The sequence below is a fragment of the Trichococcus flocculiformis genome, assembly GCF_963662535.1.
Lineage (GTDB): Bacteria > Bacillota > Bacilli > Lactobacillales > Aerococcaceae > Trichococcus > Trichococcus flocculiformis.
Genome location: NZ_OY759718.1, coordinates 1,189,455 through 1,204,920 on the forward strand (window position 1 = coordinate 1,189,455; position 15,466 = coordinate 1,204,920).

A 15,466-nucleotide genomic window follows, 5' to 3' on the forward strand; every position below is an offset into this window, starting at 1 on the left:
GTTGAAAAAATCTGTACTATTACATGTAAGTCCTAATATGTTTCCTGATATTAATGTAAACCATGCGACTAAAAAAATTTGGAAGGAATTATCAAAAGGGTTTGATGAATACCATCTGTTTGCAAGATCAAGCGATAAAAAATATCATTTTTATACTGAGGGTAATATTAATCTACATTTAATTCCCACATTTTCTAAAAAAGCAAGATCATTTTTTTTGGTAAGTTTTCTAACTATATACTTTGCGAAAAGATATAGGGTAACGCAAATGATTGCACAATGTCCGATTACTACTGGTTTAGCAGTCAGTCTTACCTCAAAATTATTAAAAATACCATTTATGACAGAAATTCATGGTATGGAGTATTTAAATTTAATGAAACGAAAAGATGTAATCGGTCATTTTTCCAATTTATATTTGAGATTTGTGTTTAAATCATCTCATAAACTTCGTTCATTAAGTTCCAAGATGACAGAACTTATTGAAGAATTACAAATCGAATCAAATATTGTTGAAATTCCTAATAGAGTAAATTTTAATATTTTTAATAATCCAAAAAATCACTTTGAAATTACTCAACCTATAAACATTACTAGTGTAGGTAGATTTGTTCCGGAAAAAGGGTATGAGCTTTTAATTCAGTCGATTATTGAGCTTTCTGATGATTTTAATATCAATTTAACTTTAGTTGGAGGGGGCTCACTTGAAAGTAGGTATATTTCTTTAATTGGAGATAATAAAAATATAAATTTAATTAAATGGATCCCGCAAGAAGAATTTATCGATATACTACATGAAACAGATATATATATTCAATCCTCAATAAGTGAAGGTATGCCCAGAACCATATTGGAAGCAATGGCGATGAGGCTACCAATTATCTCTACTAATGTTGGGGGGATTTTAGGTGTTCTCGAAGATGAACATAATGCGCTAATCATTAATCCACACTCAGTAAATGAAATTAAGTCTGCTATAAAGGAATTAGTTTCAGATGAACATAAACGCGTAAGTATCGCAAATAATGCATTTGAAGATGTAAGGGAAAAATATGAATGGAACAACATTTTTAATTTATATAGAGAAGAACTAAAAAAGATGAGCTATTGATTTGAAAATATTTGAGTATAGGGGAGAATCCTTTCAAAGAAAGAGGATTTTAATATCCTACAGGCTGTATTAAAAGTGGTAATATGTATTAATTTAACATGTCAAATAAAATTAGGAGTGTTTATTTTTTGGGATTATACACTAATATTCTTCAAGTAATACCGATTCTAATGATAATATATTATTGTCTTATTTTTTTCTGTAGAAAATATCATAAAACAGATTTACTAGCATTTCCTATGTACATGTATTGGGCGACATATCCTTTTATAGTTAATAACAAATTGTTTATCATTCCTTCCTTTACACAAATCCTCGGGATTTTATCAATTTTAACAACTATTGTTCATATAGTTAAACGTGATAGAAAAATTCATTTTAATAAATATGAATTACTTTTTTATATTGTGGTTTGTATATCGTGGTTCCAAATGAGTTACTCAAATTTTTACTATACAGGACTTCTTAATCTCACATACATATTTTTACTAACCAGCTCTTTTTTTAACACCAGGTTATTTAGAAATCCGAAAATTATAGCCAAAACACTAATTATAAATGGATTGGTTTTATCTTTTTTGGCAATTATCGAACGATTAATATATAATTCGCGAGTAAGTACGACATTCTTTAATCCAAATTATCTCGCAATATATTTAGTTTTTAGCTTGGTGATATTATTTTTTTATGCACCTAAGAAAAAGTCGCTTCTTATAGTAATAATATTTATCGCAATACTGCTCACTGAATCTGATGCTGTCATAGTAGGTATAGTGTTCCCGGTTTTAATAATTATATTGAATAAGTTCAAATTAAAAATAACTTATAGATTCATATTTCCCGTAATATTTATTTCGTTTACAATCGGTATTATATACGGTTTATCGCAGAGTCTATTATCTAATATCGAGTATTTCGATCATGCCGCAAGTGGTGTTCTAAAGAGTAGTGATTCTATCAGATTTGATATATGGAGTATTGCAATATCATTGTTTAATAAAAACCCTTTAATTGGGATAGGATATAACCAGTTTCAGCCTCAAATTGCTCACACGGGATTTCAAAACTTTATGTTCAATAGAAGAGAAGAGGGCTTTGTGACGCATAATGATTTTGTAAGAATTCTAGTAGAACTTGGTCTTGTTGGTAGTTTGGTATTTTATATATATATTTATAAAGTAATTAATTTATCCAATAAAACTCAAGATATTAAAATGCGTATGACGTACCTCTCATTAGTTTTGATTTTATTATTCTTTTCTTTCACTCATAATAACATCAATTCTTTGTTGTTTTGGATGACGTTAGCTTTTCCGATATACGTAAAAATATAAAAATTAATAAGGTTGGTGATTATTTATGAAAAAGATGATTTATGTATTAAATCATTATTCGTCCAGTGACTCAACTCACTTTTATCATGTAATTAATTTGTTGAATAAAGTTGCGGAATCTGGAATTCAAATTTGTGTCGTGATTGAAAAAGCGGATACTATTCCTCAATTTAATAATCCCAACATTGATGTAATTGTTCAAAAAGAAAAAAATAAAGTGTTAAGACTTTTAGAGTTTTTTTCAGTTGCAAGAAAATTAGCTAAAGAAGGTTATAAGAAGGTTTTTGTTAGAATATCTACAATACCTACGATTATTTTTATAATTTTATCTTGGTTTTACGAAATTGAAACATTTTATTGGCACAGTGGCACCATATTTGACTCTAATAATAAGAAAGAAAAAGAAATAAAGAACCTCAAAAGTATAACGTCAAAAATAAAATTTGATTTTATAAAGAAATATATAAATAATTTTGTGACTGGACCAGAATTAATGTTAGATTACTATGTTGAGAATGCGAAGGTTCCAGCAAATAAAATGAGATTATTGTACAATGATATTGATCTGCGAAGATTTAAGATAGTATCTGAAACTGAAAGAAATGTGTTGAAATCCAATTTAAATCTTCCTAGCGATAAAAAAATCATATTATTTGTTAAAAGATTATCTCCAATAAAAAAACCGATGTACTATTTACCTTATATAATAGAAAAATTTAACAATATTTATTCTGATGCTCTATTCGTTATAATCGGTTACGGTGATGAGGAGAGGAAATTAATAAAGTATTTAGATAAGAATAAATCTTTAGCATCTAATGTGATCTATCTTGGGAGCGTTCCTAACAATATGGTTCAAAATTATTATATGGCCTCCGATATTTTTTTAAATGCCACAGCTGAAGAAGGATTCCCAAGAGTTTTACTTGAAGCAATGGCATCAGGAATGCCTGTGATTAGTACAAATGTTGGAGGTATTGCTAATATTCTTGGGGAAAAGCAGTCTAAATATATGTATTTACCTGATGATAGGGATGGTATAGTAAAGGGTCTTATCCAATTGTGTTTGGATGATAATATTAGAAAAACTTTATCTGACGAAAATATTCTACAGTCTCAAAAGTTCTCTACCAGTAATGTTTCAGAGATGTTTATCAATTTAGTTTTTGGAGGGAAGTAGGGAAATAATGAGGAAATATTTTAAATATTTAAATTACATTCCAGGCCTATTAAAAATGTCGTTAATAAAATTATTACATTTTAAGCAATTGAAATTTTCTTATAAATCATATTATCCACTATCTTTGAAAATAGTGTTTAAATCAAAAAAATCCAAAGTAACAATTGGGCGTGGATTTAATGCAAGGGAAAATGTAATTTTTAGAGTCAATGGTGATTTAAAAATAGGATCGTATGTTTTTTTTAATGCTAATACACGAGTTGAATGTGAAAAACAAATCCATATAGGAAACGATGTAATTTTCGGACCCGGAGTGTATATTTATGATCATGATCACACTGTAATAAAGGGTAGAAAACATAAGAGTAATGATTTAATTTCCGATCCTGTTTTAATAGGCAATAATGTTTGGATTGGAACAGGAACAATAATTTTGAGAAAAGCAAATATAGGAGATAACTCTGTAGTTGCAGCAGGGTCAGTTTTGAGGCAAAGCATACCTAGTGACGTAGTTTTTTATCAGAAAAGAGAAAATAGACAAAAAGAAATTCTGTAGGTGATGAGAATGATTAATAAGTTGCTTTTTTCATATATAATGAAGCTGAATAAAAAAAAATTCGGTTCAGTAGGAGATAATTCTGTAATTCCCTTATCGATGAAAAATATACAAAATCCAAGTAATATTTTTATTGGAAAGTATGTGAAGTTTGGTTCGGATATGGTTATCTATGCAACAATAAATTCAAAAGTAATTATAAAAGATGGATCTATTTTTGCCCCTAGATGTAAAATTTTTACATCAAACCATAATTATGATTCATTTGACTTACAATCCATACCATATGATCACATTAATCTTGTAGAGGATGTTGTAATTGGAGAAGGATGCTGGATTGGTGACTCTGTAATCATTTTACCAGGCGTTACAATTGGAAAAGGTGCAATTGTTGGAAGTGGATGTGTAGTAAGTAAAGATGTACCAAATTATGCAGTAGTAGTAGGAAATCCAATGAGAATTGTTAAGTATAGAGATTCAAGTACTTTTGACAAATTACTTTTGGAAGAAAAATTTAATATTAACAAAAATAATAACAAAAAAAAATTTGTGAGAAGGTTGGGAAAAAATAGTGATTAACATAAAGAAAGTAGATGTTTTTATCAGCTATTTAGGATATGGGTTTAGATTGATATCTAACCTAATAGTTCTGCCAATCATTTTGAGTAGTGTATCATCTGAAGAATATGGACTTTGGGCTATCTTTTTGTCCATAGGCGCGTTAGCATCGTTATTTGATTTTGGCTTAGGGAGTGTTCTAACAAGATACACTACATTCGCTTATTCTGGAGCTGAAGAAATACCAATAGAGGGAATGCCCACTAAAAAGGAAAATGGCTCTCCAAATTATGAACTACTTTTTAAACTATTTATCACTTCTAAAAAGATGTATAAGAAAATTTCATTAATAGTATTTTTTGTTCTAAATTTAATGGTCGTTTATATAATCAGAATTTCAACGAATGATATTGAAATCATAAAAGTTGTTATAGGTTGGGAAATCTATTCTATTGGAATTGCATTAGGCTTTTATTTTAATTACTACAACTCATTTATAAAAGGATTAGGGAAAATTAAAGAAATTGAAGTTGTGGGTATTATCAACAGAGTTATATATATATTAATGCAAATATTATTCATTGATATGGGACTTAGTTTTATAGGCTTAGGACTTGCTAATCTTTTAAGTATAATATTTTTGAGATTCCAACTATCAAAACACATAAATGAATTAATCAACTCAAAACGGAGTATTTTTACAATGGTAGAAAATTCTATATGGTCTAAAAGTGATGAACAGATTAACTTAGCCTTAAGGAAAAATTCTTCACAAATCGGACTTGTAACAATCAGTAACTATCTTCAAGGGCAAGGAAGTTTGTTGCTACTGTCTGCATTTGTACCTTTGGATATTACAGCTAGATACAGTTTGAGTATGCAACTAATCTCCATTGTAACTAGTATCGCCGTAATCCCCTTTAATACTTATTTACCGCAACTAAGCTCGTTTCAAGTTCAGAGAAATTACTCTAAGTTAAAAAATACTTATATATTCATTACGGTAATGCTATCTCTGACCTATTTAATTGGTTCCTTGACAATAATTGTGTTTGGACATGCTATTATAAATATAATGAATTCAAATACAAATTTGTTGGGAAGTAATTTGTTAGTCCTGCTTTGTATTTATCAGTATGTACTAACTAACCATCAAAGAGCGACTAGTTTTATTGCAGTTGGGAACGAGCAGCCCTTTGTTGTGCCATATCTATTAAGTAGTTTACTCTCACTAGTATTTATTCTAGTTGGATTTATGTTTGGCATGGATTTAGTTGGCTTTATTTTAATCAATTTAATAGTCCAAATTATGTATAATGGATGGAAATGGCCAACGATGGCTTTCAAGAAAATTAATTTTAAACCTGATTATAAAGGAGATCTTTGATTTGATTGCTAATTTTTATCACGTTTTTTCAAATAATTGGAGAACCTTATTTAATCCGAATTTACACATTGCTAACAATGTGAGAATTAAAAAAAGTATAATAAAAAAGAATGGTAAAGTTATATTACAGAGTGGTTGTAGGTTAGGGCCGTATGCTATTATTAGTCCCTCCAACGGAAATATAATTGTGGGGGAGGGTACATCAATAAATGCATTTTCAATGTTATATGGTCCAGGAAACATAATTATTGGAAATAATGTATCTATAGCACCACGCTGTTCTTTGATGGCTTTCAATCATAACTTTCTAGATGTAGATAAGCCAATCAAAACACAAGGCGTTAATTTTAAAGGTATAGAAATTGGAGATGATGTTTGGATTGGAAATGGTGTTACTGTTTTAGATGGTGTTAAAATAGCTAGAGGCTGTGTAATTGGGGCTGGGAGTGTTGTCACTAAATCAATTCCGGAATATTCCATTGCTTTCGGAAATCCCTGTAAAGTAGTTAGGAGTAGAACAAATGTAGCAGACCTAAAATAAGTACTAAACTTTGATATTATACTGTAATTACTAATAGCAATACCCAGAAAGAAAATTCTAACACATGAAATCGTTAAGATCGTTTAAATTTAATATAAAAATTATATGTGAGTTTATACACTTACTTTATTTGAAAGGATATAGAAACTATGGAACATAATAATTCGAAAATTTTAATAACAGGAGCGGCTGGATTTGTGGGATTTCATCTTTCAAAATATTTATTAATGCAGGGTTATTTAATAATAGGATTGGATAATGTTAATGACTACTACGATAGAGGCCTAAAGGAAGACCGTCTTAATATATTAAAAAAGTATAGTAACTTTGTGTTTTACAAATCAGATTTAAAAAATAAGATTGAAATTGATGATATTTTCAGTAAACATAAATTTACACATGTTATCAATCTAGCAGCTCAAGCAGGGGTTAGATACTCTATCGAAAATCCGCACGCCTATGTTGATTCAAATTTAATTGGTTTTATGAACATCCTTGAAGCTTGCAGAAATTATCCCGTTGAGCATCTCCTATATGCATCTTCAAGCTCAGTCTATGGTGGCAACAAAGTAGCGCCATTCTCAACAAATCACAATGTGGATCATCCGGTTTCTCTTTATGCAGCAACAAAAAAATCGAATGAACTGATGGCTCATACTTATAGCCATCTTTATGGAATACCTACAACAGGCCTTAGATTCTTTACAGTATACGGTCCTTATGGTCGACCAGATATGGCATACTTTTCATTCACTAAAGACATTCTTGCTGGGAATCCAATAAAAGTCTTTAATCATGGGAAGATGGAAAGAGACTTTACTTATATCGATGATATTGTGGAAGGGATTGTTAAGCTGATTGAGAAAGCTCCAGTCCCTAATAAGGATTGGGATGAAAGCAAGGATGAACTGAGTTCGAGTTTTGCTCCATATAAAATTTATAATATCGGTAACAATAATCCGGTCCCTCTCATGCGGTTCATTAATGCTTTAGAGTCTGCTCTCGGCAAAGAGGCAGAGAAAGTTTATATGGATATGCAGCCTGGGGATGTTTTAAGAACATATGCTGATGTGTCTGATCTTGAGCGAGACATAAACTTTAAACCTTCTACTAGTATTGAAGATGGTCTCCAAAAATTTGTGGATTGGTATCTTGAATACTATCAAGTGGAAAATTAATTGAATTTAAAGGTTTCATCAATTAACTTTGGATGTTTTTTTTACAAATGGTGTGATAAGGGGATACTAGTAAAATGAAAATTACAATTGCAGGAACTGGTTATGTAGGATTATCAAATGCTATTCTACTTGCACAAAATAATGAAGTTATGGCAGTGGATATTATCCAAGAAAAGGTCGATATGATTAATAACCGTCAATCACCAATTGCAGATACTGAGATTGAAGAGTATCTGGTAACTAAAGATTTGAATTTAACGGCAACCACCGATAGCTATAAAGCGTATAAAGATGCGGAATATGTTATTATCTCTACTCCTACAAACTATGACGCAGAGAAAAACTATTTTAATACTAGAACCGTCGAGGCAGTAATTGCGAACGTTTTATCAATCAATCCTGATGCTGTTATGGTAATTAAGTCAACAGTGCCAGTTGGTTATACGGAAAGCATTAAAGAAAAATTTGAAACCAACAACATAATATTTTCTCCCGAATTCTTAAGAGAAGGAAAAGCTTTGTATGATAACTTATATCCTTCACGTATTGTCGTAGGGGAACAATCAGAGCGAGCAAAAGTATTTGCAGAGTTGCTGGCTGAAGGTGCCCTTAAAGAGAATATTAATATTCTATACACGGATTCTACTGAAGCTGAAGCAATTAAATTATTCGCTAATACCTATTTGGCTTTGAGAGTTGCGTACTTCAATGAACTGGACTCCTATGGAGAAGTACGAGGATTGAATACGAAACAGATCATCGAAGGTGTAGGCTTGGATCCACGTATTGGAACACACTACAATAACCCATCATTTGGCTATGGCGGATACTGCTTACCGAAAGATACAAAACAATTATTGGCTAATTATGCTGATGTTCCTCAAAATATTATGTCAGCTATCGTTGACGCTAATAGAACTCGGAAAGACCATATTGCTGATATGATCATCAAGCGAGACCCTAAGGTAGTCGGAATCTATAGATTAACGATGAAAATGGACTCTGATAATTTCCGTCAATCAGCAATTCAAGGTGTCATGAAACGAATCAAAGCAAAAGGAATCGAAGTGGTAGTATTCGAACCAGCGCTTGATGAAGATGATTTCTATAATTCTAGAGTAATCAAAGACTTTGACGAATTCAAAGGAATTTCTGATGTAATCGTGTCTAATCGCTTTGCGGAAGAATTAGCTGATGTGGCTGAGAAGGTTTATACAAGAGACCTATTCCACGAAAACTAAACAACCGTAGGGTGTAAAGAATCCAGAACAAGCCCATTATGTGCTTATTTTGGATTCTTTATCATACCAGGAGTAAGCGCTTAAAATTTTTAGGTATATTTCACTTTTATATCAAAGGAGCAATCGTTCATATGCAAAAAGTCAGAAAAGCAGTGATTCCAGCGGCCGGATTCGGCACGCGTTTTTTACCGGCTACAAAGGCCATGGCGAAGGAAATGTTGCCGATCGTTGATAAGCCGACCATCCAATTTATCGTCGAGGAAGCCATCGCTTCCGGCATCGAAGAAATCCTGATCGTCACCGGCAAAAGTAAACGCGCTATTGAGGACCATTTTGACTCTAATGTTGAGTTGGAGATGAATTTACGCGAAAAGGGCAAGGATGAACTTTTAGCCTTGGTTCAGGAGTCGACTGGTGTCCGTATCCATTTTGTACGCCAATCCTATCCGTTAGGGCTAGGACATGCGGTCCTTCAGGCGAAAGCCTTCGTAGGGGATGAACCATTCGTAGTCATGCTAGGGGATGATTTGATGCAGGATGAAGTGCCATTGGCGAAACAATTGATCAATGCCTATGAACGCACGCATGCATCGAATATTGCAGTTATGGCGGTACCTCAGGAAGAGACATCCAAGTACGGCATAATCGATATCGACTCCGAATTGGAACCAGGGTTATACAATGTCAGCCGATTCGTGGAAAAACCAAAAGCAGAAGAAGCGCCAAGCAATTTGGCCATTATCGGACGTTACTTATTGACGCCAGAAATCTTCGAAATTCTTGAGAACCAGGCTCCTGGTGCAGGCGGAGAGATCCAGCTGACCGATGCCATCGACACTCTCAACCAAACCCAGCGCGTCTTCGCGAAACGTTTCGAGGGAACCCGCTATGATGTGGGGGATAAGTTCGGTTTCATGACCACCAGCATCAACTACGGCCTGAACCATCCCGAAGTCAAAGATAAACTGAAGGACTTCATCATTGCGCTTGGGAAAGAGCTATCTAGGGAGAGCGAAAACAATACTACAGTGGCTGGGACAACCGTTTCAGTAATGTAGAAGTGCCCGAAAAAAGAAAAACGCCGTTCTTCGGATGTGTGCAATTTTGCCGCTCTGAGGTAATGAAGGATAGGCCAGTGTACTAGAAGCACAGTACATATTTCTAATGATGTGAATGCTCTGGATACAGCTTGAATTTATCCGCCACTTGATATAGTCAATTTGACCACGATTACTCTTTGTCTGAAGTAGGTGCATACTGATGTGATGCATTTACTTTAGACTAGTGTGATCAATAGGGTAACTTCTCAAAGAGCAAAAGGGAAATCCAGTTTCTTGTTATCTTATTTATTCGAATATTGATGTATAGTAAACGTTAAGGCTAACTAATTCCCTTTATTAAGCCTTTTCTGGATGTTTGTTTAACTTAAATATAAATTAAATTATTTTCAAAAAATTGCTTTTAATTTAAATCTACATGTGTTATTATATCTACAGAGTCAACTAAGGAAAGAAAAACGAACTGAATTGTTATTGCAAAGATAGAATTTCAATAAACTAAATTGGAATAATTTTTGTGTTGGAGTACCCCCAAGGTTTCCGGTGAAATTTATATTTTGCGGCAACATGAAAGCGTATTCTTTCCTTTGGTAGGCTCAAAAATTTTGTTAGGGGGGTGCAATATGGACTTTGAAGTGATTTCGCCTTACTGTGGAATATACAGAGAAGAAAATACTGTCAATGTTTATTATCTGCAAACAGAAGATTTGGTAAGGGCATACGTTTTTAGTAACATCAAGGATGCGCAGGAGTTCTGCAATGCGGCAAAAAATTTGCTCGAGTTTATGGTCAACGTTCCGAAAGGGAAAGAACAACTCTATCACCAAGAATTTCTGGAACTAAGCATCAAAAACAAAGAGTATGAATTGATTGTTTACGAGGCGATGCCTGAAGAAGAAAGAGAAGCAGGCTGACGAGGACAAATTGCTTGGGGGAAGCTATTAAACAGTTAAAATGCTCAATCTTGAACAAATGATAAGGAGGAGGAATGGATAAAGACTATTGATCTAGCATTAATTATAAGCGTTCTAATTAAATTTAGGGAAAATTACAAATTTGGGGGATTACAACAGAATGTCAAATTTCAAACTAGTCGCACCTTATTGTGGTGTCAGCAACTATGACAAAACATTTTTCGTTTACTACATGAACACAGAAGAGAACCTACGCCGCGAGTATATATTCAATACAGATGAAGACGCAAGTAATTTCAGCCAGGCCATTGAGAACCTGACTGCCTTCATGAAATGCATTCCTGCACGCAAAAAAGAGGCGTACCATCAAGAATTCCTGGATCTGCTGCTCAGAGAAGTAGACCACAAATTGAACATCCGCACAAATCCACCTGAACCTACTGACGCCGCACTGGCACTCAAAGCGTAAGGCAATCATAAGTTCACACAACAAGAGGCACATCCCAAGTTTCGGGCTGTGCCTCTTGTTGTATAGAAGGGTTCCAGCTATTCTTAGAACTCCGACCAACATTATCCAGTCCGGAGGACAGACTCCCATCAACCACTCTCCTCCGGAAAGAATTTGTTGACCGAAGATTCACCTAATTCAGATTCCCACAAACCCTCACCTCCCAAAAACTCGGCATTCGCCTGAGGTGATAAACATTTCGGATCCCCAAATCCTTATTATGGCATTCCACTGACACCACCTCTGCATTAACTTTTACCAGCTTCGGTAAGGCAATGTACCACTAAGTGCACAGCATGTTACCACCAACTTATAAGAACAACTGAACGTCGCCTACAGTGAGTGGTGTTTGTGGCAAAATAAACACAGGTGGCTCTGTTCCCCACATTTGCTGGCTCTATCACCCGCAATAGTAGCTCAATCGGATGCAATACTCATCAGCAAAGGTAACTGAGAACGAAACGCAAGAAGCCAATGTGTTCGCCGCACCCTTCTTTTATCAAAGCTTAGCTTTCCTGCATGAATAAAATTTCCGGAAGAGGGGGGTTACACCCCGATTATCTTTGCCGTCTTTTGTAGTAGAGGCAAGAAACGATGGTGGGAAATCCGCTGTCGATTCAGCCAATATCATAAAAGGAAGCAGGTAGAGTGATGATGAATGAGACGAATGAGATTGATATCTTTTCGATGGGGTATGGGCATATTGCGAAGCTGGTGATGAAGGACAAGGATCTGACGGTTGAAGCAAAGGCAATCTATTCTTACATTGCTTCGTATGCCGGGGCGAGCGACACGGCGTATCCTTCCGTCGATCTGATCTGCTATGATCTGAGCATCGGCAAGGAGCGCTTCCAGAAGCATAAAAAATGTCTGATCGAGAAAGGGTATATCGTCATCCGGAAACATTCTACGCCTGAAGGGAAATTCACCAATAACCTGTATGTGCTCAGCCAAACAGTGGCCAAAGCTGCTAAGACGACAGAAATGGCAACGGAGCTTGAAAATCCGTTGCCTGATTTTACCGCCAAGCAAGACCCCTCGATGGGATCGACTCGTATGGAGAACCGTACTCCTAATAGTAACAGTGTTACTAATAACAATCTTACAACCAGCCATTCAAAAGATCTTTTGGAAGAGGATGAAGAAGATACTCAAGTAAATAGAAAAGAAAAAAATCAGCAAACGGACTTCGACTACTGGCAAAAGAAATGGATTGCCCATTTTGGTGAGCAAATCCCTTATACCACCAATATCCACGAAGGCCTCCAGCAATGGGCCAGGTTTTTTGGCGACGAAGAAATCATCTTGTACGCATTCATGCGGGCCGGACGATACGGCGCAAAATCCTACGCCTACCTCGACAGCATTCTGCGCAACTGGTGGGATGACGGCCTCCGCACTGCCGATGCAATCTACGACAGGGATATTTTGCAAGGCTATTAGCAAAACCGTCAGCGTCTCAACTCCGACAAAGGCCCGTTGGCCGTATCACTTCAGTCTGTGGATGCACCAACTCCGGCAAGAGCGTCCTAACCGGAGCAGAGCGACTATCGAGCCGCTACCTCCGGTGAGCGAATGCTGGCCGGAGGAGAAGGATTGCCGGGCGGACCAACTCCGGCGAAGCCGCCGTGGTCGGAGGTGATTGTCTATTGGAATCTGCTCCTCTGGCCGAAGGGGAGTTGCTCGGAGGAAACAGCCTTGTGGTAACGTCGGTGACACTCATTGGTTATGTCTGTTTACTGTCACTGGTGGGGGAATGTTTTGGCCGGAACTAGTCGATTTTCGCACTCCTGAAGTACGATGAAGCCATGCTGACCGGAGGTAGGTAGCTTTTTGGATGCTCAGCTCCGGCGAGAGAGCTGCTCGTCGGAGCTGGGCTATTAGGACACAACAGTCAAGTTCTCAATGACAGACATGAAATTTTCAAAGCAAGGGGTACTCATAATCTGTTCCTGTTTCTCAGTCTGATCCATCAATTCCAGCAATAAGTCATAAATATACTCTGTATTCGCATAGCCTTGCTGGGATATTGAAAACAGGAAGACGAATTTCACAAGGTGGCCGTCTCCCCAATCGATGCCGTTCGGTATTACAGCAATAGGGACAACCGACTTGAACGCCATCAATGACATTGGATGCGGAATGGCCAAAATATTGTTGAGATTAGTTTGGCCAAGTTCTTCCCTTTCCAGGATGCTTGCCAAAAAGTCTTCTGGAGCATACTTGTCCTCTACAAGCTTTCCAACCATGCTATTAAGCAGTTCGGCCTTTGTCGACGGATGCTCCAAATAGTAAAAATGATTCCTATCGAATAACTGGATCGTTTCCGAACGACCGCTGTTTTCAGAGTGGCTGATGGCGGCCTGAAGCTGGTCCAGATCCCTATCAAGGTTGATTACATCGATGAAAAGATTATGGAAAGGCCTACAGTGAGCTGTTAGCAAGTATGATTTAAGAGATAGTTACTGTATTCACAATTTTATTAGGTTATAATTAAAAATAGTATAGTTAAATTTTTGTTAATATAGTAAAATATCTATAAGGATTGTAGCGATTGTAAAGCGGGGTTATTTTCAATTTACATTTGGAAAGTTACATAAGAGAGAAGACGCCAAAGGCTTTCAGATTCATTAGACGTTATCACTTCCAAATATATCAATAAAATAGAAAGCTGGATAGGTGAGTAATATGGATGTAAATGAATACAGAAAAATATGCAGCGAGCTTTCAGGTATCCCACTATTTGATGGGAAGTATAGCTTTTATTATGATGAGACTAGAAATGTTCGGAAGTTTAAACTGACTGAGAATGGTGTGAATGCAGACGAAGGTATCTCAAATGACTTTATTCTCGGCGGGGTGTTGTTTAAAGGCGATGTGCCTCCATCTGAGATAGATACATTATTTGATGAATTGAAAATTAAAACATCTGAAATTAAGTTTAAGACATTAGCTGGTAGAGGAGTAGACTTCTGGAAAACAATACAAAAGAGACCAATTCAGCAGTACCTTAAATGGCTTGGAGACAGTGGACTCTATGTTCATTTTGCTACTTTGAATAATATGTACTTCTCCATTGTAGATATGATTGATTCTATATTTGTCACCCAGCCACAGTTTAATTTTGGACCAGAATGGGAGCGAAGTTTAAAGGCCAGCTTGCATAGATTCGTTGTAACCCATTTAGATGAAATCTTGCCTATATTTTATAGTTACAATTATCCAAGTTTAGCGAAGGCAGATATTAAGGGTTTTTGCTATGACTTGAGTGGTCTAATTCAGTCTTATGGCGATGAAGATTTTTATTTAGAAAATTTCCAACAATTACTTAAAGCAAACGGCCGCAAGGAAGAGTTACTGTTCATCGAAGATAATACACCGGGGTTATTAGTAGAGGATTACTCAGGCTTAAGAGACGGACGGTGTGCGTTTTATAAAGATTCTATGCATTACTTTGATGGGGAGGCTGAAGCAGAGTCATCATTAGAGAATACTATTTTTACTTTAAATGGTAAGAAGATATCCAATTATAAATTCTTGGACTCTAAAGAAGAACGGTTAATTCAGATATCGGATGTTTGGGTGGGACTGATGGGAAGACTATTTTTCATGTTGGATCAATCTTCACCAGACATTATCAAGAGCAAAATGGAATCTCTTAATGAGACGCAAAAAGAATGCATCCATATAATAAACTCATTAATAGATAGGTCAGAGCGACTCCATATAGCACTAATTCAGAATGTGAACAGCTTGGAAATTGTGCAGCATAGAGGGGCGTTGTTGGAGTTGATGGATGAGTTGGTGAGATGATTTAATGATAACAGCAGATGATCATTTGCTTAGGATGGGCTTCCAAATGCCCGTGGATGAACACCATAAGCCAGCGAAACTTATGAA

The 15,466-nt window shown here is 35.5% G+C and carries 15 protein-coding genes; 14 read left to right on the plus strand and 1 reads right to left on the minus strand.

The window, feature by feature from the left end:
* The first annotated feature begins 1 nt into the window (after position 1).
* From ACKPCD_RS05840 to ACKPCD_RS05900, 13 genes are all read left to right on the plus strand, one after another.
* Complete coding sequence (locus tag ACKPCD_RS05840; protein WP_321434316.1) at positions 2-1,111, plus strand: glycosyltransferase family 4 protein; 1,110 nt, start codon at positions 2-4, stop codon at positions 1,109-1,111.
* Positions 1,112-1,542: 431 nt separating this feature from the next.
* Positions 1,543-2,445, plus strand: coding sequence for an O-antigen ligase family protein (locus tag ACKPCD_RS05845; protein WP_407702683.1), 903 nt, complete (start codon positions 1,543-1,545; stop codon positions 2,443-2,445).
* A gap of 25 nt (positions 2,446-2,470) precedes the next feature.
* Positions 2,471-3,625: a glycosyltransferase family 4 protein gene (locus tag ACKPCD_RS05850; protein ID WP_321434317.1), complete on the plus strand. Its 1,155-nt coding sequence runs from the start codon at positions 2,471-2,473 to the stop codon at positions 3,623-3,625.
* A gap of 7 nt (positions 3,626-3,632) precedes the next feature.
* Positions 3,633-4,181, plus strand: coding sequence for an acyltransferase (locus ACKPCD_RS05855; protein ID WP_321434318.1), 549 nt, complete (start codon positions 3,633-3,635; stop codon positions 4,179-4,181).
* Between the two features lie 9 nt (positions 4,182-4,190).
* The gene (locus ACKPCD_RS05860) at positions 4,191-4,760 is read left to right on the plus strand and encodes an acyltransferase (RefSeq protein WP_321434319.1); all 570 of its coding nucleotides are present in this window, start codon (positions 4,191-4,193) and stop codon (positions 4,758-4,760) included.
* Positions 4,753-6,126 carry an O-unit flippase-like protein gene (wzx, locus tag ACKPCD_RS05865; protein ID WP_321434320.1) on the plus strand — a complete coding sequence of 458 codons (1,374 nt, stop codon included), beginning with the start codon at positions 4,753-4,755 and terminating at the stop codon, positions 6,124-6,126. Before ACKPCD_RS05860 ends, wzx begins: the two co-directional genes overlap by 8 nt.
* A gap of 1 nt (position 6,127) precedes the next feature.
* Positions 6,128-6,667, plus strand: coding sequence for an acyltransferase (locus ACKPCD_RS05870; RefSeq protein WP_321434321.1), 540 nt, complete (start codon positions 6,128-6,130; stop codon positions 6,665-6,667).
* Positions 6,668-6,816: 149 nt separating this feature from the next.
* Positions 6,817-7,845, plus strand: coding sequence for an NAD-dependent epimerase (locus ACKPCD_RS05875; RefSeq protein ID WP_321434322.1), 1,029 nt, complete (start codon positions 6,817-6,819; stop codon positions 7,843-7,845).
* Positions 7,846-7,919: 74 nt separating this feature from the next.
* Entirely contained in the window at positions 7,920-9,086 is a 1,167-nt protein-coding gene (locus ACKPCD_RS05880; RefSeq protein WP_321434323.1) for a nucleotide sugar dehydrogenase, read from the plus strand.
* Positions 9,087-9,217: 131 nt separating this feature from the next.
* Entirely contained in the window at positions 9,218-10,144 is a 927-nt protein-coding gene (gene galU / locus ACKPCD_RS05885) for a UTP--glucose-1-phosphate uridylyltransferase GalU (RefSeq protein ID WP_321434324.1), read from the plus strand.
* Positions 10,145-10,767: 623 nt separating this feature from the next.
* Positions 10,768-11,058 (plus strand): hypothetical protein, encoded by a 291-nt coding sequence (locus ACKPCD_RS05890; RefSeq protein WP_321434325.1) that lies wholly within the window; start codon positions 10,768-10,770, stop codon positions 11,056-11,058.
* A 160-nt stretch (positions 11,059-11,218) separates the two neighbouring features.
* Complete coding sequence (locus ACKPCD_RS05895; protein WP_321434326.1) at positions 11,219-11,527, plus strand: hypothetical protein; 309 nt, start codon at positions 11,219-11,221, stop codon at positions 11,525-11,527.
* Between the two features lie 690 nt (positions 11,528-12,217).
* Positions 12,218-13,009, plus strand: a complete 792-nt coding sequence (locus ACKPCD_RS05900; RefSeq protein ID WP_321434327.1) for a helix-turn-helix domain-containing protein — start codon at positions 12,218-12,220, stop codon at positions 13,007-13,009.
* A 437-nt stretch (positions 13,010-13,446) separates the two neighbouring features.
* Here ACKPCD_RS05900 and ACKPCD_RS05905 read toward each other — a convergent pair whose 3' ends face one another.
* The gene (locus ACKPCD_RS05905) at positions 13,447-14,010 is read right to left on the minus strand and encodes a PTS sugar transporter subunit IIA (RefSeq protein WP_321434328.1); all 564 of its coding nucleotides are present in this window, start codon (positions 14,008-14,010) and stop codon (positions 13,447-13,449) included.
* A 244-nt stretch (positions 14,011-14,254) separates the two neighbouring features.
* On the opposite strand from ACKPCD_RS05905, the gene ACKPCD_RS05910 reads away from it, so the two are divergent.
* Positions 14,255-15,379 carry a DUF3800 domain-containing protein gene (locus tag ACKPCD_RS05910; RefSeq protein WP_321434329.1) on the plus strand — a complete coding sequence of 375 codons (1,125 nt, stop codon included), beginning with the start codon at positions 14,255-14,257 and terminating at the stop codon, positions 15,377-15,379.
* Positions 15,380-15,466 lie beyond the last annotated feature (87 nt).